The sequence below is a fragment of the Mucilaginibacter phenanthrenivorans genome (assembly GCF_024721155.1).
Taxonomy (GTDB): Bacteria; Bacteroidota; Bacteroidia; order Sphingobacteriales; family Sphingobacteriaceae; genus Mucilaginibacter; species Mucilaginibacter phenanthrenivorans.
Genome location: NZ_JAHVAP010000003.1, coordinates 98,548 through 121,341, shown reverse-complemented (window position 1 = coordinate 121,341; position 22,794 = coordinate 98,548). Strand labels below are relative to the sequence as shown.

Below are 22,794 nucleotides of genomic sequence, written 5' to 3'. Positions count from 1 at the left end.
TAATGGTAGCACTTCTGATTCTGGTTCAGCCTGTCGTGGTTCGAGTCCATGTAAGGGAACAAAAAAAAGCAAAAACGGATTGATAGCTATCAATCCGTTTTTGTTTCTAACCAAATTATTTTTCAACCTCAATTTGACAAATCATCATTCCTGATCTCGCTCTTACTTTTATTTATTCCATCCCGTAACCCGCCAAAACTGTAGTTAAGGCTGATACTGAACGAACGGTAATAATCTCTGCTGGTGCTGAATTGTGAAAAGTTGGGGCCAAAGGTTTGATTTTGATTGTTCCGGTATTTGGTTACCGGATTCTTGATTGTTGCTGCAAAGCCCAATTTGTTTTTAATCAACTCTTTGTTTACACCGAAGGCTGTGCTGACCATCCCGTTTGATGTTCCCTGTAAACCGTTAGGGTTGCGGCTGATGACGTTAAGATCAGCATTGATACGCCAGCCTTCTCCTACCTGGAAGCCGTTCGACAAGGCTGCAAAATATATGTAACGGTTATTGCTGATAACAACGCCATCGCCGGGGCCGGCTAACCACAGGTACATCAGGTTTCCGTTTAAACTCACGTTATACCATTTAGCAACCGGGTAACCTATATTCACATTAGCACCGAGGCTTTTTGCCTTGCCAACATTGGCGTAGCTGGTTGTGCTGATCTGGCTTGCAGGATCAAAATGGGTAACTTTCAGGTCAAGATTGTTCATAAAGGAGTAATCGAGGCCGATGTTTACCGATAGTTTCTTGTTGCTGCTGTAGCCTGCCTGGATATCGTTTAACAAAACCGGGCGAAGAGCAGGATTGCCTGTTGACTGGATATTAGGATTTGAACGATCGATATAAGGGTTCAGCCTGTTGATGCCCGGCCGCCTGATTCTTTGCGAAAAGCCGAAGTTAATGCTGCTTTGATCGGCAAAATTCTTACCAACGGCCGCCGATGGAATAACGTTCAGGTAATTTTGATCAGCAACAGATGCGGAGGAAACAAAGTTGGCACGGATAGCGGTCTGCTCAAGGCGAACGCCGGCGGTGATATTCCAGCTGTTTAATGACAGTTGATAGGAGTTGTAAGCGCTGAATACATTTTGGCTGTTATAATAGTTATCAGACAAAGCGGGATCAAACTCAAAATCGCCGGTACTACTATTAAAGCCGTTATATCGAAAGTCGCTGCTATTTTTCCTGAAAATACCCTTTACGCCGGCTTCCATGTTCACCATTTTTAAAGGTGTTACAAAATCAACCTGCACGGTTTGTTCCGAAAACTTCTGGTTATCCTTTTGCCTGTAATCGTTAGCCGCCATGTTAACCAGGTTTGAAAAACCAATGTTTGCATTTTGATTTCCCGGGTTAGTGCTGTACATGTAAGAGAAGGTCAGGAAGCGGTTTTTTACCGCTTTAAAACCTAACTGGTAATTAATAGCGGCATCAATTCCGTAGGAACTACCGCTGTTATTATTCATCAGGTTGTACCCCTGTGAAGCAATGTCAGATCCGGTTAAAAAGGATTTCAAACTATTGCTCCCATTTGAACGATTGCCATTGATGTTAAACTGGCCCGAAATAAGGTTAAGCGAATCAATCTCGTAACTCAACTGCGAGCCCAGATAGCCATTTTTTGTATTCGATTTTGTGAGGCCGCTCTGCTCAAGGTTTGTTGCAGCCGAACCTGAGCTAATAACGCTGTTTGAAAAATTTGTTTGCGGATTATTGTAGATGCTGCCCCCGCCAAAAGCGGAGAGGCCAAACTTACCAGCCTTAGCGGTAAAAGATCCACCCACACCGGGCCCGCCTGCCGGGAAGCTTTCATTAATGTTTAATGTGCCGTTGTAGCCGTCGTTAACTTTTTTATTGGTGATGATGTTGATGATCCCGGCAAGGCCCTCTGCATCATATTTGGCAGGCGGTACAGTTATCACTTCAATTTTTTGAATGGTTGAAGCAGGCATACTCCTCAATATCGCAGTTAAATTTCCGTTCACCATGCTGGATGGCTTACCATTGATCAGCACTTTATAGCTTGAATTTCCTTTAACCAAAATGTTATCATTGCCATCTAACGAGATAAACGGAACCTTTCGCATCATCCCCAAAACGCTGGTGCCCTTGCTTTCAGGGTCGGCATGTAAATCATATACTATGCGATCGGCCTTTTGGCTGATCATAGGCCTGTCGGCCATTATGGTAACCTCTTTTAGCGACGTTTGCTGTTCCTTAAGATAGATATCACCAAGATTGATGTTTCCTGACAGGTTAACGTCAATGTTTTTAGGTTGATACCCGATAGCAACTATTGATAACCCATAGTGCGCGCCATTCAGCGCCGAAAAAGCAAACGTGCCACTATCCCGGGTTACCATCGCCCTTGCCGGCTCGCCTTTGTTGTCCTTTAGCCGGATAGTGATAAGGGATAATAATTGATGGGTTACGGAGTCGACAATTTTACCGGAAAGTTGGTAGGTTGTGGCCACTGTTTGTGCCCGGGAAGTATTGACAATCATTAATAATACAGCGAGAATTAAGATTATGCTGGTGGGTTTAAATTTAATTTTCATGGTGATAAAATTTGAAGTATTAAAATTTAGGGTGTAGCTATCCATTAAGGGCTATTACCCTTTTTAAAAATCAGGTGTTAAAGAATTAAATGGTGAGGGTTTTAGTTGCCTTAATTATCCTGCTTATTCCTTTTGTTTTGAATAATTAAATAATAGGTGATGAAGCCGGCAGCAACGAATATCATTTCAACGCCATACGGCAAGGGCGAATCTTCGGCGCTGTAAGGGATATATTGCATGATCATTAAACCAAGCCCTCCGAAGAATAATATAAGCCCCCATTTTAACGATTCAGAGCTCACGGTTGAAAGCTGCGACAGGAACTTAAAGGATGTTTGGTCTAATGGACCGGAATTGATAATTCTTTTCCTTAACCGGTAATTAAGCAGGCCTAATATCAAAACTGCGATGATTATAAAAAATACAATCACGATTATAAAGGGAAGTAACTGTTTCATAATGTTGTTATTTAAAGTAATTTGATACAGTAGTCAGCAAAAGATGTTACCCGGTTGCAAATATTTTTTATTAATTTTTGCAACCGATTATCGGCACCGGTTGACTAATATAGTATGTTAAATGAAAAGGAGATTGTTTCCAGGATAATTAAGGGAGATTTCCGTGCTTTTGAGCTATTAGTAAAGGAATACGAGCGGCTTGTATTCTTTGTAATTAACCGCCTGGTGCACGATGTGCAGGATAAGGAGGATATTTGCCAGGAAGTTTTTATTAAGGTGCATAAAAGCCTGCCTAAATTTAAATTTGAATCGAAGCTCTCAACCTGGATTGCGCGCATTGCCTATTTAACAGCTATTAATTACCTTAAAAAATACAGGAACGACCGGCAAACAGACTATCCTGAAAACATAGATAATTACCATTTTACCGACGATAACCCGGAACAGGTTTTAACCCGAAAAAACGCGTCGGAATATTTAAACGGCCTGATTGCACAAATGCCTCTGGCTTACCGAACGGCATTAACGTTATACCATTTAAACGAGTTCAGTTGCCAGGAGATAGAACAAATTACCGGAACGCCGGAGGGCACAATTAAAAGTAATCTCTTCAGGGCGCGGAAATTATTGAAGGAAAAAATAGAAAAGGATCAAAAAAACGAGCAAATATGAAAAAGTTAAATGACGAGGAAATTCAGTCGCTGCTGGAGGGCGGGTTAAACCTGCCCGGCGAACCAACATCCGCCGAAGAAAAGAAGGAACTGGAACAATATCGCTTTCTGTTTGAGAAACTGAAAGAGGAACCAAAGGAGGGCCTGCCATTTAACTTTGCTGCAAAGGTTAAAAACCGACTGCAGGCACAGCTTAACCGTAAAAGGGATATCAGGTTTTACTTGATAACATTTGTTGCGCTTATTTTGGGTTTTGCCGCCTTTTACCAGGTATTGGTTGTTGTTAATGAAAATGCAGGCGTTCAGTTTATGGCTGTATTATACAAATTTAAATGGGTGATATTTTTAGGTGCCGCTATATTTATGAGCATACTTTATTTAGATCAGAAACTGGTAAAGGAGAGCGCCTGAGTTCGATAAATTGATTTAATTATCTTGCTGATCAAAGAAACCATAAGTGGAAATTAAAGGATTAGATCATGGTGATGCCGGCATACTAATTAACCTTCAGCCAGAGGGATGGCCCGACATAATACCAAGTTTCGATTTTTATACAAATGCACCTTTCTGCTTCCCGATTAAGGTGGTTGCAGACAATGCAATTGCAGGTATAGGAGCGGCAATTATTCACAATGATGTCGCCTGGCTTGGACATATTATTGTTCATCCGAATCATAGGGGTAAGGGAATTGGGCGACTTATTACACAAACCCTGGTAGATATATCAAATCAAAATAAGTGCGAAACCATTTATTTAATCGCCACCGACCTGGGATCTCCGGTTTACCAAAAAGTCGGCTTTATTACGGAAACTGAATATTTATTTTTCAAAGACATTGGTTTAGGAGAACTATCCGGCGCCTCAACTTATATTGAACCATACCGGGATGAGTTTAGGGAGCAGGTCTCCATATTGGACAAGTTAACTTCCGGCGAGGACAGGATGTTTCACCTGGCAAATCACCTTGAACACGGGTCCTTATATCGCAGAAACAATATTGTTGAAGGATTTTATTTACCAACCTGGGGCGAAGGCTTAATAATTGCAAACACAGAATCAGCGGGACTTGAGCTTCTGAAACAGCACCTCAGCATTGAAGACAAAGCAGCATTTCCAAAAGAAAACCTGGCGGCAACAGCCTTTTTACACGAAAAAGGTTTTAAAGAAATCCGTACCGCAAAACGAATGAGACTAGGTAAATACAGAAACGTAAACCTGGCGAATATTTACAATAGAATTGCGGGAAACATTGGCTGACAGAAAAATATACTTAATTCCCCCCACACACTTGAAATCAGGATGGCTTTTGTTTAAAGAGTAAACAATCCAACCTATTACTGATTATTAATAAGCTTCTCACCAACCTTTTTTGCCTTTTTTCCTTTTCCGACAGCTTCGCACTAAAAAAGATTGTTCGTTATGATATGAAATAGGATCCACCTGCTTCCACTTTTCATATTCCCCTGGTGCCAAAACACTGTCGGCAACCAGTTGCCGATCACGCCTAAACGATTATTATCGGCTCTTTATTATTATAATATTATCTCAAAAACAATATTTTCCATCAATTGTTAATCGATTGATTAATGTTTTACGGTTGATAATCAGACATTTAAATAAACATTACAAAAATATGATATAATCAATCAATCGTTTGATTAATTTTGTCCTGTTAAAGTTATGGAAAAAGAGAAAATAGATAAAAAAGACCACATACTTGATGTTGCCGAAAAAGTGTTTTCGGAACTCGGGTTTGACGGCGCTTCAACCAGGATGATTTCGGGTGAAGCGGGTGTGAACATGGCCATGCTGAATTACTATTTCGGCTCGAAGGAGGGTTTGTTTATTGCTGTTTTTGAACGAAAAATAACTTCCTTCCAGGACATCCTCCAAAATATAGGAAACGATGAGAGCATGAGCTCATGGGATAAGATGGATGCCTATATCGAGATCTATGGAAACAAGGTAGTTAGTAACAACTGCTTTCAGAAGCTGCTTTACCAGGAGATGGGAATGAACAGGCGCACAGATATATCCGACAAATTGCGGAGTATCCTAATGATAAATGTAGGCGAGGTGAAGAAGATCTTACTGGAAGGAATTGCCAAAGGTGAGTTTAAAAAGGATATTGATGTGGAAATGGCCATTGCAACGATATATGGCACCAAAAACTTTATTATCAATACGCCGCTCATGTCAACCCCAATGCTTGGATACGACATCCAGGACGAAAAAGTGATGGATGAGCAACTGAAACCCAGGATAAAGGCCTATATGAAGAACCTGTTAAAAGCATACATACTGAACTGAAAATGACAACACAAAATAATAACACAGACCTACACCCTTTAAGAAGCACGTTTAAGAACTTCGTGCGTATTCTTATCCCGGCCATTTTGCTCACGCTCTTGCTTGGCGCAGCGGCAAAAGCTCAGGACCGGACCATCACCCTGGACGAAGCCATTAAACTCGGCCTTGATAACAGTAAGGTGCTGAAGCTGTCGAAATCAAAAATTGACCAGGCGGTATCGCAATACAACCAGGCTAAAGATCAGGCATTACCAACAGGAAGTGCAAGCTTTGACTACAACCGTGCGCAAATACCTGCAAATAAGTTAACCTTAGGTACCCAAAGCTTATCGTTACCTAGTAGTGCTAATGCCTATCTGGGTATTATTTCGCTTAACGAGACAATTTTTGGTGGCCATAAATTAAGGTATGCCAAGCAATCAACCGAACTGCTAACCCAGGTTGCACGTTTAGATGGCGACAATGATAAGGACCAGATAACTTACGACATTATTAATGCCTATTATAATCTGTACAAGGTTTTACAAAGCAAAAAGGTAGTTGAGCAAAATTTGAGCTCTATTGATCAGCAGATTAAACAATCACAACGCTTTTTTGAACAAGGTTTAGTTACGAAAAATGATGTTTTGCGTTTTCAATTACAAAGGTCAAATATCGAACTTAATGGCATCGACCTTGAAACCAATCGTAAGATCATCAACTACGACCTTAATATCCTGCTTGGCTTAAACGAAGGCACCCAGTTAACAATAGCCGAAATTACCAATGCTGATAAGCCGGTTGCGCCACTATCCGCCTATATTGATACCGCCATGAGCAACCGTATTGAGGTGAGGCAGCTTGATTTACGCACAAAGGTATCTGAAGTAAATATCAAGAACATCGAGGCTAATTCAGTGCCTACACTTGGCGCTTCGGTAGCCGGCTATTATGTTGACGTATCTTCAAATCCGATCCCCAAAAGCGGTAGCTATATAACACCCATTACTATAGGCCTGGGTTTAAAATGGAACTTCAGCTCGTTATGGACCAACAAGAATAAGGTAGCTGAAGCAAGGATCCAGCGTGAAGAAACCGTGATCAACAAAAACATCGAGCTTGATAATGTAAAAAAGGAAGTGAACCAGGATTATCAAAACTACACCATGGCTTTGGATAAGATCAAACTGTTGCAAACTTCAATTGAGCAGGCTGGTGAAAATAACAAGATCCTCGAATCCAAATACAAAAGTAACATCGCATCGGCAACAGACCGTGCAGATGCGGAAACACTGTTATACCAGGCACAGATAAATCTTGAACTGGCAAAGGCCGACGCAGGACTGGCATATTACACTTTAATAAAATCAACCGGAAAACTTAACAAATAACAATCACACCCAAACAATACATACAATGGCAAAGGCACACGAAACACAGGAAACAGAACCTAAAAAGAAACCGAACAGGGTATTACCTATTATATTAGGTGTAATACTGGTAGCAGGTATCATTTTCGGGATCAAGGAATATATCTACTACGGCAAGCACGTAGACACCGATGACGCGCAGATTGATGGCGATATAAGCCAGGTTGTGGCACGCGTTGGCGGTTATGTTGACAGCATTTATTTTGAAGAGAACAGCCACGTAAATAAAGACCAGGTACTAGTTAAAATTGACGACCGTGATTACAAAGTAAAATTAGAACAGGCACAAGCTGCTGAAACCGGCGCAAGCGCAAACATTAATGTTGGCCAGTCGCAGATTTTTGCAAATGCTGCTAACTCAGCGAGCGCAAAAGCACAGGTAACTTCTAACGCAGCAAGACTTGATAAGGTTAAAAAGGATTACGACCGTTATGCCAACCTTATAAAGGATGGCTCGGTTACGCAACAGCAATTTGACCAGGCCAAGGCCGACCTGGAAGTAGCCCAGGCTAATTACAAAGCAACCCAGGACGAATACAAAGCAGCCCTTGAGCAAGTTGGAACCACCAGAAGCCAGTTGAATGTTACCCATACCGGCGTAACCCAAAGGCAGGTAGATGTTGACTATGCCAAATTACAGCTTAGCTACACCATAGTAAAAGCCCCATCAAGCGGTGTAGCTTCTAAAAAGAATGTGCAGCTGGGTCAGCTGGTACAAGCAGGACAAACATTGTTCTCTATTGTAAACGATAACAGTTTGTTCATTACTGCAAACTTTAAAGAAACGCAATTGGATAACATCCGTAACGGGCAAAAAGTAAATATCGATGTTGACGCATACCCTGATATGAAATTACAAGGTACCGTGTACAACTTTGCTCCAGCTACTGGAGCAAGATTTAGCCTGCTGCCGCCGGATAACGCAACCGGTAACTTTGTTAAGGTTGTTCAGCGCATCCCTGTAAAAATTAAGATCACCGGGTCGAAGGAAGATCTTGAGAAACTGCGCCCGGGCATGAGCGTAAATGCTTCTGTGATAATAAAGGACTAAGTTTAAGTCAAAAGTCTTGAGTCATTAGTTCTGAGTCAGCACTTTTTGACTCACGACTCGGGGCTATAGACTTCAGACTAATTAATAACAAGATATACTAAAAAAATGGCTGAAACCGGCTTTAAAAAATGGATCATTACCATCACGGTTATCGTGGCTTCGTTACTGGAGCTGATAGATACCACGATTGTGAACGTATCCTTACCTGTAATCCAGGGAAACCTGGGCGCCACCCTTGAAGACGTTGCCTGGGTTGTTACGGGTTATGCAGTAGCAAACGTAATCATTCTGCCAATGTCCGGCTGGCTGGGAAGCAGGTTCGGGCGTAAGCAATATTTCATTACATCCATTGTTGTATTTACCATCGCATCGTTTTTGTGCGGTAATGCCACCAGTCTTGACGAGTTGGTGCTGTTCAGGATCATCCAGGGCGTTGCTGGCGGGGGGTTAATATCAACCTCGCAAGCTATATTGGTTGAAACGTGGCCACGCGAGCAAATAGGTACCGCAACCGCATTGTTTGGTTTGGGAGCAGTTGTAGGGCCAACAGTAGGGCCAACCATCGGTGGTTATATTACCGATCATGCTTCATGGCGATGGATCTTCTATGTAAACATTCCTGTTGGCGCAATTGCCGCTTTCTGTGCATACACCTTTATTCGTGAAACACCAAAGGAGGGCCAGGGAAAACCGGTAGACTGGTGGGGCATTGCATTGCTTGCAATAGCCGTGGGTAGTTTACAAACCATCCTTGAAAAAGGAGAATCGGAAGATTGGTTTGCCAAAACATATATCCTGGTATTAACCGTGACCGCCGTAATTGGAACCATATGCTTTATATGGCGCGAAATGAGCGTTGACCACCCGATAGTAAATTTCGGAATTTTGCGACATCGAAGTTTCGCGGTTGGTATGTTCACCTCATTTGTGCTGGGTTTTGGGTTGTATGGATCCGTATTTGTTTTCCCGGTATTTTGTCAGAATCTGCTTGGCTTTACAGCCCAGCAAACAGGCGAGTTACTGTTTCCGGGAGGGCTTTGTACCATTATTATGATGCCGTTTATTGGCAAGATGCTTAACAAGGGCATCCCGGCGCAATTTATGGCCACTGCAGGCATGTTTTTGTTCTTTGTGTTCACAACTATGCTCAGCAACTCAACGCTTGCCACAGGGCAGGGCGATGTGCTTATCCCGCTTTTAATAAGAGGTGTGGGTATGGCATTGTTATTCGTTCCGCTTACCACACTTGCCATTGCCGATCTGAAGGGACCGGAGCTTGGACAGGGTACCGGCTTAAATAACATGATGCGTCAATTAGGCGGCTCGTTTGGGATTGCAGTATTGACAACCATTATTCACATCCGCTCCGGCTTGCACCGCAGCAACCTGTTAACCAATATCAATCCGTATAATTCGGCGTTTACCCAAAGGCTCAACATGCTAACGCAAAGCTTTGTAGCGAAGGGAAAATCGGTGCTTGATGCCACTCACATGGCTTATGCAGCAATTGAAGGCGCGTTAACTAAGCAAACCCTACTGCTTACCTATGATGATGCTTATTGGATCTCGGGCCTGGTGATGCTTTTTTCAATTCCGCTGCTTTACCTGCAGCCGTTTAAAAAGGCTGTTAAAATGCCTGTAGACGCTCATTAAAAATAAAAAGCCGTTCATTTTAACATGAACGGCTTTCCCCAAAAAACTACAATTAAAATTTTATTATCATCCAGTTAGCAACTCGATAGGGCTGATTCCTGAATTTATTTAATCTAGGCTATAAATATACAGGCTTTTTTGCGAAAATCGCAAATTTAATTGCCACTCCGGATACGATTTATGAAAAATAAATGAAATTTAGCATACACGTTATTTTTTAAAATAAAAATCACGTAAATGGCCCTTTTATAAAGTATGCAATCCCATTGACCGCGCTTCCAAATAATTACTCATTATTGCTTCCCTAAGCCACGTTCCAGGTCTTTTGGAGCCCGAACAGTTAAATTTATAACGATAAATTACACGGCTGGCACATAAAGCGACTATCTTTTTCTGTCTAAAAAGCCCATTTAATCGCTAAAAAGGCACTTTTTTAGATTAAAATAAACTTTTTTAAAAAACAGCTTGTGTAATAAAATTTGGTGCGTATATTTGCCATCCCAAACGGAGTGGTAGTTCAGCTGGTTAGAATACATGCCTGTCACGCATGGGGTCGCGGGTTCGAGTCCCGTCCATTCCGCTAAAAGAGCCGCAAGGCTTCGTAAAACGCTTAAATCATCTGGTTTAAGCGTTTTTTTTTGCTCAAAAAATCGCATAACTACTCAGGATTTATGACTCACCCAGGTGACCTATTCGGTGGCCTGTTTCTAATAACTAATTTAGCCGAAAATTAACGTTAACTAAATGGTATTCAATTAGTTAGATAGTTTTAATTTGGGTTGAAAACAACTCAAAACTACTCAAAATTCTGACTCTTTGAACACCTGGATTTCGGTTGATATCAAAGTACCTCAAATGACCTCATCTATATGGGGCCGAGGGTTCCGGTCCTTTCGGGACTGATTGAAATTTCGTCCAAAAAGTGACCTTATCGGTGACCTATTGGGAGGCTTTGATTTAGGTCACCGAATACTGAGGTAAATGGTTGATTTTAAAGTACTTAATATGACAAAAATGGCCTCAAAAGAGCTCATTTGAACTCAACATTAATGTAGTTAAACAATTTAAAATCAAATGTGGTATGAAAAGCACACAAAGGTTCTCAGTTCTCATCTGGGCTGACAAAAGAAAAACAGATGCTAAAGGAAATGTTCCGCTGTACGCGCGAATCACCTATTTAGGAAAAAGGGCGGAAATCTCAATGGGTCGCAAAGTTGATCCCATCAAATGGGATCCGGAAGCAGGATTTGTTAAAGGTCCGGGGCAGGAAGTCAAGGACATCAACAAAGAAATTATTACGGTTAACAATGAGATCCACGCGGCCTTTATGGATCTTAAGCAAACGGATGATTTTATTACCGCCGAAAAGATCAAACAAAGATATGCCGGTGAAGACGAGTCTCAGCGGATGTTGTTGGAAGTATTCGATGAACACAACAAAAACGTAGAGGATCTGGTTGGTAAGGACTTCGTAAAGGCTACGCTGACCAAGTATAATACCGTTCGATCTAAAACAGCGGATTACATCCAGCATAGGTTTAAAAAGCCTGACATCTATCTGGAATCGATTGACTATGCTTTTGTGACCGGATTTGAAATGTATCTCAAAACCGAACATGGCATTGAACATAATACCGCCATGCGGTATATGAAGAACTTAAAGAAGATCGTTAACCTGGCGTTCAACCATGGTTGGATAAGGACCAATCCGTTTAACCTCTTTAAATGCACCTATAAAAAGGTAAACCGGCTGGAATTAGAATGGGAGGAGATCCAGCAACTTGCCAACCATCCATTTACCATAAAACGTCTGGAAGAAGTCAGGGACACCTTCTTGTTCTGCTGTTATACCGGTTATGCTTTTGTTGATATCGAAAAGCTTACCCCGCAGCATATCCATATCGGAACAGATAAAGTAACGTGGATCAAAACCATGCGGACAAAAACTTATGTAACCGCTAACGTTCCGTTGATTCCACAAGCGATTAAACTTATTGAGAAATACAAAGATCATGATTGCAGGATCGTTCAGAACAAGCTGTTCCCGGTAAAAAGTAATCAGAAGATGAATGCCTATTTGAAAGAAATCGGTGACCTCGCTTCTATTACCAAAGTTTTAACCACACACATTGCGAGGCACACATTCGCGACAACGGTTACCCTGGAAAACGATGTGCCATTGGAAACAGTCAGTAAAATGCTTGGGCACACAAAATTGCCGACTACCCAAATCTATGCGAAGATGAAAGACAAAAAGGTTAACCGTGATATGCACGCATTAAAGACCAAACTGAAAGAACAGGAAGAAACTGAAAAGGCTGAATTAGCAGAGGAGGAATTAGTATGAATTTGAATGAATCAATTATAAACGATATCCAATCGATTATAAATAGAGCGAGGGAATCAGCAGTTCGCGCTGTTGATCATGAGAGGGTGATAATGTACTGGCATATAGGCAAACGAATTTTTGAGGAGGAACAGCATGGTCAAGACAGGGCACAATATGGAGACCGTTTAATTGGATACCTTGCTGAACAGTTGTTGCCACAATTTGGGCAGGGCTTTTCTTTTCGAAATCTTAATAACTTTAGACTGTTCTATAGAAAATTCCCAATTGTGTCCGCACTGCGGACGCAATTGAGTTGGTCCCATTACAGATTTCTTTTAGGTGTTAACAATGAGCAAAAATTGGAGTTTTATTTAGAAGAAACGGTAAAAAATAATTGGACTGCAAGACAGTTAGATCGTCAAATGGGAAGTCAACTATATGAACGACTCTTATTAAGTACTGACAGAGAAAGTGTTCTTTCAGTTGCGAGAAATGATAAGCAGCCTAAAGAACCAAAAGATATTATCAAAGACCCTCTGGTGCTTGAATTCTTGGGGCTGAAACCAGAGGCGACTTATTTTGAAAGGGATTTGGAAACTGCGCTTATAACCCATTTGCAGGAATTTATGCTGGAGCTGGGTAATGGCTTTTCATTTGTTGCCAGGCAAAAACGCATTCATCTGGATGGGGATGACTTTTTTGTCGACCTGGTATTCTACAACCGGTTGCTGCAATGTTTTGTTATCGTAGAACTAAAGACCCACAAGATAACACACGGAGATCTCGGCCAATTGCAGATGTACGTTAATTATTATGATCGGATTGAGAAACTAGCTCATGAAAGTCCTACGGTTGGAATTTTGCTGTGCCTGGAAAAAAATGATACAGTTGTAAAGTTTACTCTTCCGGAAAACAGCAATATTTTTGCAAGCAAATACCAGCTTTATCTACCTACCGCGGAGCAATTATCCAAGGAGATTAACAACGAAATCCTTAAACAAAAGGATAAGGAGAATGAATAAATGAATTGTGCACACAGTGTGTGCACAATTCATTTACACCAACGCTTATTTGATTTTGACATCACAATCTGTGATGTCAAAATTATAACCAACCATTAAAAGGCCGATCTATTTGCCCTTACTTCAACCTGATAACAATTATCACATTGTGAACGCGGTGCGTTCACAATGTCCAAAGTCATGCCTCAATTTCAATTGTGCAGACAGCGGCTGCACAATTGAAAGGTATTGTTCGTTTGCATTGTTTGAACCCAATTATGTACGCACAGTGTACATAATTGGGATTTTTTCGATATTTTAAATTGTGCCCGCACTGCGTGCACAATTTGATGAAGTACCATGGCATCCAACGCTAATTTATTATATTGATTGTTTACGGCGACCATCGCCGAGTATTATGCATTTGATAAATAAACTGACTTATGCGACTCTCGAAGCGGTACTATATCCGCGATAGCAAGAAAAGCCAATCAAGCAGTAATCATTGCCGATATTCAATCAAGCCAAACGGCTTGGACTCTTATTAAAAAAAACCGTATCCGACTCGGATAAACTCGGATTAAATCTGATGCTGTTTAAAGCAAATTTGTATCAAGTTATTGATTTCATAGGGAATCAACAACGTACAACAACTGAAATGAACTAAAATCAAATTAAAGCTATGGCAGTAGAAATCATCACTAAAGAGGACTTGCAGGAATTTGGAAAAAACCTGCTGAATCAGATCAGGGGATTATTAGGACAATCATTAGAAGAACCTAAAAAATGGTTAAAGACTTACCAGGTAAAGAACTTGTTAAAAATATCAGATAACACCTTGCAAACACTAAGAGATAACGGCACAATACCGTTTACCAAGATTGGCGGCATCCTTTATTACAGTTATGACGATATAAACAAAGTGTTAAGCGGGGAAGTAAAGAGCAGACGGATAAAAACTGGAAAGGAATCAAAGGCTGCATAAAAAGAAAAGTCCATACGATTTGTATTTCCTCCCATTAACCCGTATGAATCTCATTTTTAAAGATGGCTTCTCTATTTATATAACCAAGCCTATTTGTTACAGCATTTTAGCAAGGGATTAAATCGTTAGTGACATTCACGTAATTTTGATACCTGATTTAGATTTAACCTGTTGCCCGGCACTTTCATGAATGCCGAAATTGAGGTGACTGCGAATAATGCACTGACACTGCCGGAAGAGGCGATAGTGAACTATGAAAACAAAAGCTACGCTTTTAAGGTAAAGGGTAAGAACAGTTTTGAAATGATGGAGGTAAAAACAGGGGTCACGAAAGAGGGTTTTGTGGAACTTGCTGCAAGCAGCGCCGAGTTGCGCAGCCAGACCTTTGTGACCAAAGGCGCTTACAGCCTGCTCATGAAAATGAAAAATACCGGAGAGGATGAATAATAAACTATCCGTATTAACGGAGCCTTTCGCAGCACTGAAGAACCGGGTATTTGCCGGGCTGTACTTTGCAGAATCCATCAGCCTGTTAGGTGACGCTTTTACCTGGGTGGGGCTGGCTTTGCTATCCTACCAGTTTGGAAAGGAGAAATCAGCCGTCATCTTAGCAACGGCGTTAACGCTGCGGGTAACAGCCTTTATTATTTTCTCCCCCTTTGCAGGTGTACTGTCTGACCGGATGAGCCGGAAGACCATTTTATATACTACGCATTTTATCAGGATGGCGATAGTCGCCTGTTTACCATTCGTCAACCAGGAATGGCAGATCTATGTATTGGTGTTTCTGTTAAATGTGTTTAACGCTTTTTTTACGCCTACCTACCGTGCCGTTATACCACAGGTAACAGATCACGCGCATTACCGGCAAGCCGTTGGATTATCCACGGCTACTTTTCAGATCCTGGGTGTATTAGGGCCCGGATTAGCCGGGATACTCGCCGTATGGTTTGGCGCACGAGAGATCTTTTTTATTGATGCAGGTTCATTTGTGATTGCAGCCGTTCTCATTTTATTATTACCGGCTGATAAATTGCAAAAGCCCATTAAACATAATGAAAAGACTTTCACAGCATGGCACGATGCTATTAAAGGCATCCGGCTGTTATTTAAGAACCCACTGATCCGGTTTGCGCTGTTCATCGAATTTGTATCCGCTATTGCAGGGGCACAGATCCTGGTCAATACGGTTGGTCATATTAAAAGTAGCCTGCACCTGACCGATAGGCATTATGGCTGGGTGATGGCGGCCTTTGGCATTGGTGCCAGTATTGCCGCATTTGTAGCGGGCAGCCTGGATAAGACCAAGACACGGCGCATATCACTCATTGTGGGCGCATTGGTGCTGTCGATCACTATCTCAATTACCAATTTTGTGGGTTACCCGGTAATGCTGGTCTTGTGGCTGTTCGCGGGTTTGGGACAAAGTCTGGCTGAAATGCCGTCGGAAACCCTGATCGGTGAAAATATCGCGGATAATGAGCAGGGCAAGGTTTATGGTTCGCACTTTGCTTTTTCCCATTTGTGGTGGGCCATCGCGTATCCTATAGCGGGCTTTACGGGGAGCCATTATCCAGGCACGGATTTTTTATATGGCGGGATCATATCCATTGCTCTATTGAGCATCGCCTTGTTATTTCATAGGAAGTCGGTTAGGAAATGACTACTGCCTTGAATAACAATGTCGGACAATTAATTAAATGATAGCTATCATTTAATTGACATACAATAAATTGCAACTTTGTAGCTGCGCAAAAAATGAACGCTTGAAAATGGGGCTAAACTGCAAAGCAAAGGCGAGTTTGTAGCCATGACAGGCGACCATTGGCTATGCGGAAGTGATTTAAAAGAGATGAGATTCAAGCAGTTTTGACTCAGTGTAAATTTCTGGGAACTGGCCCTTTGTTTAAAATAGAGGTCAACTTTGTAAAGAATTTAGCTCCCAGCAAATTTACCGGCAGTTCCTGTTAAATTTTGATTCATCGATACAAAACCCCTGTTTATCGATACACTTAGTTTTAGGGCATAGGTTTTGCACTGTACCTGATAACCAAATTATACCACCATGAAAAAAATACTTTTATTTACCGCAATCCTAAGCCTTTTATTTTTTGCCTGTAAAAAGAACAATAACAACAGTTCGACCGCGCATGTAACAGTGAAGTTAACCGACGCACCCGGCGCCTTTGACGCGGTGATCCTGAACATCAAAAGCGTAGTGGTTGTCACCAATAATGGCGAACATACGTTAAATGTAAATGGGGGCCCTATCGATATTCTGCGATTCCGCCTGGGCAAAGACACTGTACTGGCGGATCAGGATATCCCTGCCGGCACAATACAACAGATTCGGTTAGTACTTAATGATTCTGGCAACCGTGTGATCATTGGAGGTATTTCCTACGATTTAACCACACCAAGCGGTCAAACATCAGGTGTTAAACTTAATGTGCATGATAATTTAACAGCGGGTATTGCGTATACGATGCTTTTGGATTTCGACGCCGCTCAGTCTATTGTACTTACCGGTAACGGCAAGTATATCCTTAAACCGGTAATCAGGGCAATCCCGCAGGCTGTATCCGGCGCTTTAACTGGCACCGTATCGCCCATTGCGGCCTCACCAAAAGTGTATGCCATTACGGGTACCGATACCGTAGGTACTGTAACCGATGCATCCGGCAAATTCTATTTTCCGGGTTTGGCAGCAGGCACTTACAATGTGCAATTTGTACCGGTAAGTCCCTATGCGGTCAAAACAGTTCCCGGTATTACCGTTGTTAATGGCGCTGTAAAAGACATGGGCACTGTAACCATTACCCAGTAAAATCATCAACTTTAGATAAAAGCGGCTGGCCTTATTAAGATCAGCCGCTTTTATTTATTGCAAAAAATGTCTGAAACCAGGCATTGAAGTTGATGAATATAGTTGGCAATCAGTTTAACAATTTGATCCTGATTCCTGCATTTACTACTATGCCATCTAAAGGCGCATAAATATCTTTGAAATCCGGGTTGGTCAGGCTACCCGTATAAATACTACCCCATCTGGTCTGCCTTTGATCGGTCAGGTTCTCGGCATTGATAAAAATATCCAGGTGGTTCCACATTTTTTGAACTAATAAACCAAAGGTTGCATAGCCCTTTCCCGTGGTGCCATCGCTTAACAACTGCGGCCCGGTAAAAAAACTCTCGGCACCAAAACGGAAACTGCCCTCAATCTCATAAGTTGCATCAAAGCTCAATTGGTTTTTAGGTGTTAAACGCTGCGTATTGTTTTGGCCGTTAAAATGCTGTTTGGTATCGGTATAGGTATAACCCAGGTAAAAAACCAGTTCATCCATCACCAGCTTGACATTGGTTTCCGCGCCTTTTGACAGTAAATGGCCGGGCGCGTTAATAAACGTATTGTTTTGCAGGATGAGCGGATGGTCAACCCGCGTAGAAAAGAACAACTGGTTAATATTAATGAATGCCTCATCACCTAATGCGCTGCGGTAATTCAAGTCACCATTCAGCCCATAAGATTGTTCTGCCTGTGTATTACCGATATTCAGGGGTTGGATATGCTGGTAGCCCTCCTGCTCACTCTGATCATTGAATAGGCTCGGCATTTTATAGCCCAGGCCGCCACCAATGCGGCTGGTCAAATGATCATTCAATTTAAACAGAGCATTCACTCTTGGCAGCAAGAACAAACCATTTGATGGCTTGCCTGGTGACGGTGTATTCTTATCCAGCCTAACCCCGCTTTCCAACGAAAACCAGTCACTCGCTTTATAAGTGTTCTGTACAAATGCGCCTATCGTAGTTTGGTCATAGCTTAACGTATTTTGAGGTGGCTGCGCGGTAAAATGATCCGTAATTAAATTGGCACCTGCTACCCACGAAGCCTTTTCACCGTTACGTACATAGTTCAGTTCGCTGAAGGAAGAAAGCTGCCTGCCTTTAAAGTTAAATCCCGGCTCTCCCAATTGCCTATCAAAATAGCCGATGGTATTCTTGAAATTGATCTTGCTTTCTTCGTCAACTTTATGGCTGAACGATAATTGGGTCGAAAAACGGAACGTCTTATTGCGTTCAAAATATTGATGAACGTTGTCCGCTTTTCCATCAATTACCTGTAGATCCCCGCCGTAACGGTTTTCATAAGTGCTATTCACACCAAACCAGCCGGAATTATGATCGTCCATATACAAAAATATTTTGGGATTGATAGCAAGCCGGTTGGTTTGCGGGATAGCTGTAAAACCAGTATTTGACGGATCGAAAGCACCATTGTAATTATAAGCACCAAAGATGGTCGTTCCAATATGCTGCCATTTCTGACTGTAGTAAACGCTGGCGTCGGCTCCTTTAGCGCTGGTACCATTCAGTAACATGGTCAATTCAGGTGTTTTCTCCGGTGTTTTACTGATTAAGTTCACCAGGCCCGAAATGGCACCTCCACCATATAAGGTGGAAGCTGAGCCTTTGACAAATTCAACCTGTTTCAAATTGAGCGGGCTGATCTGTAATAAACTTAAATTACCCGAAAAGCCGGAATAAAGCGGCATGCCGTCCTGCAATAATTGTGTGTATCGGCTGTCCAGACCCTGAATACGGAAACTGGCAGTTCCGCTAACCGCCGAAGTCTGCTGTACATGGATGCCGGTAGTTTCTCCAAGCAGCATTTTGATATCACCTGGTCGCATGGTGCTTTTTTCGTCCAGTTCTTCTAAAGGAAGTGCTTCCACTCTTGTCGGGATATCCCGCAGGTTCTGGTTGGTACGGGTGGTTTGGATGGTTACTTCTGCCAGTTCGCCGGATGAAGGTTCAAGGCTGACCACGATAATTTGATCCGGGTGCTGTAACGGAAAGGTATAGACCTTTTCACTTTTTCCGAAACCGACATAGCTGATCTCTATCTCGAATTTTCCGTTAGGAATGTTGGTTATCGTAATCAAACCGCTGGTATCAGCGGCAATGGTCTTTTTTAGGTCTGGGATTGTGGCGGTCGCGCCTTTTAATATAGCTTGAGTTTGGTCATTAACTACTTTTGCTTTAAAGGTATTCTGGGCCATCGCGATGAAGCCAAACAGCATCATAGCCGTGAGCATGAAAGTTCTTTTCATGGATATAGGAAATAAGAGCCAGGGCTTAACGCCGGACTGATGAATAGTGGACTAATAAATTTTAATGTGGAAATTAAAATCAGGCGAGGGGTGGCCTGAATAGTTCATTACAGTAATCCGAGGTAGTAAAATGCGGTATAAAAGAGGAGTGCGTTAAAATAGCAACCGGTGCTATCAACACTTTTACAGGACTGTGCGAAAAAAGAACGTTCAGTGGACTGGCCTGATGCTGGAACTGCACTTCATTCCCTTTGTCCGGTGTTTTGTCATGTTCATTATGCCCGAATATCTGCTTACCATACATCAGATAATCACCAATAAAGTCGATCACATCCGCTTCTTCCTGCGAAGTGATCTTGATGTAATTCTGATACATTTTTGGAATGTCGCGCAACAAGGAAAAATCACCCAAAGGCAACATCAGGCTACCCGTTAAAAACAGGCAGGCCAAAAAACCGCAGGTAATTCGCTTGAACATCTGAGCAAAGGTAATAAAAACGTAGTAGGTATTGCATAGTAGTGATTTTTATTTATGCGATAGAACATGGCATCGAGGCGGTTCTATTATTAAAACAAAAATTTAATTATCAGATATTAAAAGAACTATATTTGGTCTGCCAGCTCATTATCATGCCTAAAAAAATTATCATTATTGAAGATGACCATGATATTTTAGACATGATGCAGTATATCCTCGAAGATGAGGGCTACGAGGTTGTTGTTTACCGTTTCGCCGCACTAGTTGAAGAGATCATACAAGGACGGCCACATCTCATTTTACTTGATGAAAGGCTTCCCGGCAAATCGGGGCATGAGTTGTGTGCCGAGATTAAAAACAATCCCGGTTTAAAAGGCATTCCGGTAATACTGGTTTCTGCGGACAGTAAGATCGAACAAATAGCAGGTAACTGCAAAGCGGACGGATATATTGCCAAACCGTTTGACCTGACTACACTAACTGAGTTGGTTCATCGTTTTTCCTGATCCGGAACCGATTGATAACTTTGGCAATTAATTTGGCAAGTATGAAATGGATCACCCGCGAACACTCACAGATATCCCGACTGGAAGTAAAGAGCAGGCGGATAAAAACTGGAAGGGAATCAAAGGCCGCATAAAAAGAAAAGTCCATACGATTGTATTTCCTCCCATTCATCCGCATGAATCTCATTTTAAAGATGGCTTCTCTATTTATGTAACCAAGCCTATTTGTTACAGCATTTTAGCAAGGGATTAAATCGTTAGTGACCGCCACATAATTTCGATATCTGATTTATATTTAACCATTTTATAACAGTTATCACTTTATTTATTCCTTTTGATCGTATCCTTTTTTGAGGTATCCTTTTGTACTAAGCCCATTCCACATTTTGGGCACCTGCCCGGTTTGTTACTCATCACTTCCGGATGCATACCGCAGGTGTACTGAACTTCGACTTTTTTTGACCTGGCTTTGGTAGTGTCTGATACCGCTTTATTTACAGGAAGGCCTGAGGCCAGAACAATGGTAACAGAACAAAGCAGAATAACAGCCATCAGGATTAGTTTTTTCATGCTTTTAATTTTTAAAGATCGAATATTAAAAAAACAAAGCCGCCCCTTCGAGAGGCGGCTTGTTGCTTCATTTACAATTTACAGACAGTCTTACATTCACCGGATGCCTTGCAGGTCTTGCTGCAATAATCCTTGCAGTTTGGCCCGCATCCCTTTGCACATTTAGAACAGGTTATTTTGCTGTTACAGCAAGGGGTATTGGCATAAGTAATAGATATAGCAGATAATAGCATCACCATTGTGATGAAAAGAAACTTTTTCATGATTTTGAATTTAAAGATTAATAATTAAATGATTATGCAATCGAAGATCGACTGCGATTCGAATTTAAAATTAAGCTTTCGGAGGGTTCCAGTCATTGTCCTGGTAATCTGATAAGCCGCCTGCAAGATAAGAGTGAGCTATTTGATTCTTTAAGTGAATCATCACAGGTGAAACTGTAATAGATTGAATAATTATAAATCCGCAGGTACTGCAGGACACCATCATATGACAAGTACCCTTAGCACAATCGTTATCGGAAGTTTGCTTTTGCTGTTTACAGCAATCCTGATGTCTGCTTCCTTTGCAATAAGCCACTGCCCCACGATGGGTGTTTGCCATCCCCGGAACGGAGGATAGCAACAGGATACAGGTTGCAAGGAAAACAGCGATATATTTCATTATGCTCTTAAACTTATATTTTATAAAGATATTGTACTAACTGCGTCACCCTTTAAATAATGACGCTGCTAAGATATGGATACGTCCTGTCGATGGTTTTATATAATTCCGATAAAAATTTATATCCTATTGCATAGGTATCCATCACCGGGATAAATTTATATTTTATCAATAGGTTTCCGCTGCTGTTCAGATGACCGGTACTGGCTGGGGGTTAAGCCGGTTATGGTTTTAAATTGCGTGGATAAGTGGGCGCTACTGCTGTAACCTATTTGATAAGCAATTTCATTGAGGTTCAGTTCACCATAATCCAGCAACTCTTTTATTTTTTCTACCTTTTGCTCAATAATAAACCGCTCAATGGTCATGTCCTGGGAATTGGAGAACAAACGGCTCAGATAGGTATAATCTTTTCCTAAGCGGGTCGCGATCTGATCAGAATAGGATGTTTTCAATTCGGACAGATCAGAATGATGTACGAGTTCAATAACAATGTTCTTAATCGCTTCCACGATTTTATCCGCTTCTTTATTGATCAGCTCGAAGCCCGGAACTTTTAAGGCCGCAGCAATTAGGTGCAATTGTTCCTCATTCGGATGCGGAGTTATCTCCGCATGTCCCAAAGCGATTTGCCTGACTGTAAAGCCCAGATTTTCCAGTTGCTGGCGGACGATCATCAGGCAGCGGTCGCAGACCATATTTTTAATATGCAGGTTCATTACTACTAAGTTACATTATATCCGGTGATTACCCTGTTATACCTTTTCGGCTTTATAACCTTTTTGTTTGAGTGCATCAATGACTTGTCCCGCTGTTAAGCCGTCATCGGCATTTACCGTTAAGATTTTATCCGGGTTAGCAGTATCCACCTCCCAATGCTGAATGTCTTTTAGCTCATTTAAAGCGGGTGATACGGTAGCGATACAACCGCCGCAATTGATATTGGTTTTGAATTTTAAAGTTTCCATGTTTATCGAATTATTTATCACAAATCAAGTTTTGAAAATTTGAGCCGTAGGCTGTTGCTCACTATG

At 41.7% G+C, this 22,794-nt stretch carries 23 protein-coding genes and 1 tRNA gene; 16 read left to right on the top strand and 8 right to left on the bottom strand.

Annotated features, from left to right (window positions below):
* Nucleotides 1-128: 128 nt before the first annotated feature.
* Together KXD93_RS07090 and KXD93_RS07085 are read right to left on the bottom strand one after the other, a co-directional pair.
* Nucleotides 129-2,561 (bottom strand): outer membrane beta-barrel protein, encoded by a 2,433-nt coding sequence (locus KXD93_RS07090; protein WP_258136267.1) that lies wholly within the window; start codon nucleotides 2,559-2,561, stop codon nucleotides 129-131.
* Nucleotides 2,562-2,671: 110 nt separating this feature from the next.
* The gene (locus KXD93_RS07085; RefSeq protein ID WP_258136266.1) at nucleotides 2,672-3,019 is read right to left on the bottom strand and encodes a hypothetical protein; all 348 of its coding nucleotides are present in this window, start codon (nucleotides 3,017-3,019) and stop codon (nucleotides 2,672-2,674) included.
* 114 nt (nucleotides 3,020-3,133) lie between these two features.
* On the opposite strand from KXD93_RS07085, the gene KXD93_RS07080 reads away from it, so the two are divergent.
* The 14 genes from KXD93_RS07080 to KXD93_RS07015 all read left to right on the top strand — a co-directional run bounded on the left by KXD93_RS07080 (nucleotide 3,134) and on the right by KXD93_RS07015 (nucleotide 17,256).
* On the top strand, nucleotides 3,134-3,691 hold the full coding sequence (locus KXD93_RS07080) for an RNA polymerase sigma factor (RefSeq protein WP_258136264.1): 558 nt from the start codon (nucleotides 3,134-3,136) through the stop codon (nucleotides 3,689-3,691).
* On the top strand, nucleotides 3,688-4,101 hold the full coding sequence (locus KXD93_RS07075) for a hypothetical protein (protein ID WP_258136263.1): 414 nt from the start codon (nucleotides 3,688-3,690) through the stop codon (nucleotides 4,099-4,101). Before KXD93_RS07080 ends, KXD93_RS07075 begins: the two co-directional genes overlap by 4 nt.
* Before the next feature lie 46 nt (nucleotides 4,102-4,147).
* Nucleotides 4,148-4,948 carry a GNAT family N-acetyltransferase gene (locus tag KXD93_RS07070; protein ID WP_258136261.1) on the top strand — a complete coding sequence of 267 codons (801 nt, stop codon included), beginning with the start codon at nucleotides 4,148-4,150 and terminating at the stop codon, nucleotides 4,946-4,948.
* A gap of 423 nt (nucleotides 4,949-5,371) precedes the next feature.
* Nucleotides 5,372-6,001 carry a TetR/AcrR family transcriptional regulator gene (locus tag KXD93_RS07065; protein WP_258136260.1) on the top strand — a complete coding sequence of 210 codons (630 nt, stop codon included), beginning with the start codon at nucleotides 5,372-5,374 and terminating at the stop codon, nucleotides 5,999-6,001.
* Between the two features lie 2 nt (nucleotides 6,002-6,003).
* The gene (locus KXD93_RS07060; protein ID WP_258136258.1) at nucleotides 6,004-7,371 is read left to right on the top strand and encodes a TolC family protein; all 1,368 of its coding nucleotides are present in this window, start codon (nucleotides 6,004-6,006) and stop codon (nucleotides 7,369-7,371) included.
* Between the two features lie 25 nt (nucleotides 7,372-7,396).
* Nucleotides 7,397-8,461: an HlyD family secretion protein gene (locus KXD93_RS07055; RefSeq protein WP_258136257.1), complete on the top strand. Its 1,065-nt coding sequence runs from the start codon at nucleotides 7,397-7,399 to the stop codon at nucleotides 8,459-8,461.
* Nucleotides 8,462-8,566: 105 nt separating this feature from the next.
* Nucleotides 8,567-10,114 (top strand): DHA2 family efflux MFS transporter permease subunit, encoded by a 1,548-nt coding sequence (locus KXD93_RS07050; protein ID WP_258136256.1) that lies wholly within the window; start codon nucleotides 8,567-8,569, stop codon nucleotides 10,112-10,114.
* Between the two features lie 506 nt (nucleotides 10,115-10,620).
* Nucleotides 10,621-10,694: transfer RNA gene (locus KXD93_RS07045), tRNA-Asp, on the top strand.
* A 501-nt stretch (nucleotides 10,695-11,195) separates the two neighbouring features.
* Nucleotides 11,196-12,461, top strand: a complete 1,266-nt coding sequence (locus KXD93_RS07040; protein WP_258136255.1) for a site-specific integrase — start codon at nucleotides 11,196-11,198, stop codon at nucleotides 12,459-12,461.
* Nucleotides 12,458-13,465, top strand: a complete 1,008-nt coding sequence (locus KXD93_RS07035; RefSeq protein ID WP_258136253.1) for a PDDEXK nuclease domain-containing protein — start codon at nucleotides 12,458-12,460, stop codon at nucleotides 13,463-13,465. The genes KXD93_RS07040 and KXD93_RS07035 overlap by 4 nt, the downstream gene beginning before the upstream one ends.
* Before the next feature lie 661 nt (nucleotides 13,466-14,126).
* Nucleotides 14,127-14,429: a helix-turn-helix domain-containing protein gene (locus KXD93_RS07030; RefSeq protein ID WP_258136252.1), complete on the top strand. Its 303-nt coding sequence runs from the start codon at nucleotides 14,127-14,129 to the stop codon at nucleotides 14,427-14,429.
* A gap of 186 nt (nucleotides 14,430-14,615) precedes the next feature.
* Nucleotides 14,616-14,876: a hypothetical protein gene (locus tag KXD93_RS07025; RefSeq protein ID WP_258136251.1), complete on the top strand. Its 261-nt coding sequence runs from the start codon at nucleotides 14,616-14,618 to the stop codon at nucleotides 14,874-14,876.
* Nucleotides 14,869-16,092 carry an MFS transporter gene (locus KXD93_RS07020; RefSeq protein WP_258136250.1) on the top strand — a complete coding sequence of 408 codons (1,224 nt, stop codon included), beginning with the start codon at nucleotides 14,869-14,871 and terminating at the stop codon, nucleotides 16,090-16,092. Before KXD93_RS07025 ends, KXD93_RS07020 begins: the two co-directional genes overlap by 8 nt.
* A 402-nt stretch (nucleotides 16,093-16,494) precedes the next feature.
* Nucleotides 16,495-17,256, top strand: a complete 762-nt coding sequence (locus KXD93_RS07015) for a DUF4382 domain-containing protein (protein WP_258136249.1) — start codon at nucleotides 16,495-16,497, stop codon at nucleotides 17,254-17,256.
* 109 nt (nucleotides 17,257-17,365) lie between these two features.
* Here the strand turns inward: KXD93_RS07015 and KXD93_RS07010 are convergent, their stop codons facing one another.
* Nucleotides 17,366-19,543 carry a TonB-dependent receptor gene (locus tag KXD93_RS07010; RefSeq protein ID WP_258136248.1) on the bottom strand — a complete coding sequence of 726 codons (2,178 nt, stop codon included), beginning with the start codon at nucleotides 19,541-19,543 and terminating at the stop codon, nucleotides 17,366-17,368.
* A gap of 79 nt (nucleotides 19,544-19,622) precedes the next feature.
* A complete protein-coding gene (locus KXD93_RS07005) occupies nucleotides 19,623-20,021 on the bottom strand; it encodes a hypothetical protein (protein ID WP_258136247.1) in 399 nt (132 codons plus the stop codon).
* Nucleotides 20,022-20,173: 152 nt separating this feature from the next.
* Here KXD93_RS07005 and KXD93_RS07000 point away from each other — a divergent pair, with 152 nt between their 5' ends.
* Nucleotides 20,174-20,527, top strand: a complete 354-nt coding sequence (locus KXD93_RS07000; protein ID WP_258136246.1) for a response regulator — start codon at nucleotides 20,174-20,176, stop codon at nucleotides 20,525-20,527.
* A 46-nt stretch (nucleotides 20,528-20,573) separates the two neighbouring features.
* Nucleotides 20,574-20,780, top strand: a complete 207-nt coding sequence (locus KXD93_RS06995; protein WP_258136245.1) for a hypothetical protein — start codon at nucleotides 20,574-20,576, stop codon at nucleotides 20,778-20,780.
* Between the two features lie 68 nt (nucleotides 20,781-20,848).
* On the opposite strand, the gene KXD93_RS06990 is transcribed toward KXD93_RS06995, so the two are convergent.
* The 4 genes from KXD93_RS06990 to KXD93_RS06975 all read right to left on the bottom strand — a co-directional run bounded on the left by KXD93_RS06990 (nucleotide 20,849) and on the right by KXD93_RS06975 (nucleotide 22,728).
* The gene (locus KXD93_RS06990; RefSeq protein ID WP_258136244.1) at nucleotides 20,849-21,097 is read right to left on the bottom strand and encodes a heavy metal-binding domain-containing protein; all 249 of its coding nucleotides are present in this window, start codon (nucleotides 21,095-21,097) and stop codon (nucleotides 20,849-20,851) included.
* Nucleotides 21,098-21,430: 333 nt separating this feature from the next.
* Nucleotides 21,431-21,760, bottom strand: coding sequence for a hypothetical protein (locus KXD93_RS06985; protein WP_258136243.1), 330 nt, complete (start codon nucleotides 21,758-21,760; stop codon nucleotides 21,431-21,433).
* A gap of 158 nt (nucleotides 21,761-21,918) precedes the next feature.
* Nucleotides 21,919-22,479 (bottom strand): helix-turn-helix domain-containing protein, encoded by a 561-nt coding sequence (locus tag KXD93_RS06980; protein WP_258136242.1) that lies wholly within the window; start codon nucleotides 22,477-22,479, stop codon nucleotides 21,919-21,921.
* A gap of 36 nt (nucleotides 22,480-22,515) precedes the next feature.
* Entirely contained in the window at nucleotides 22,516-22,728 is a 213-nt protein-coding gene (locus KXD93_RS06975; protein ID WP_258136241.1) for a heavy-metal-associated domain-containing protein, read from the bottom strand.
* Between the last annotated feature and the right edge of the window lie 66 nt (nucleotides 22,729-22,794).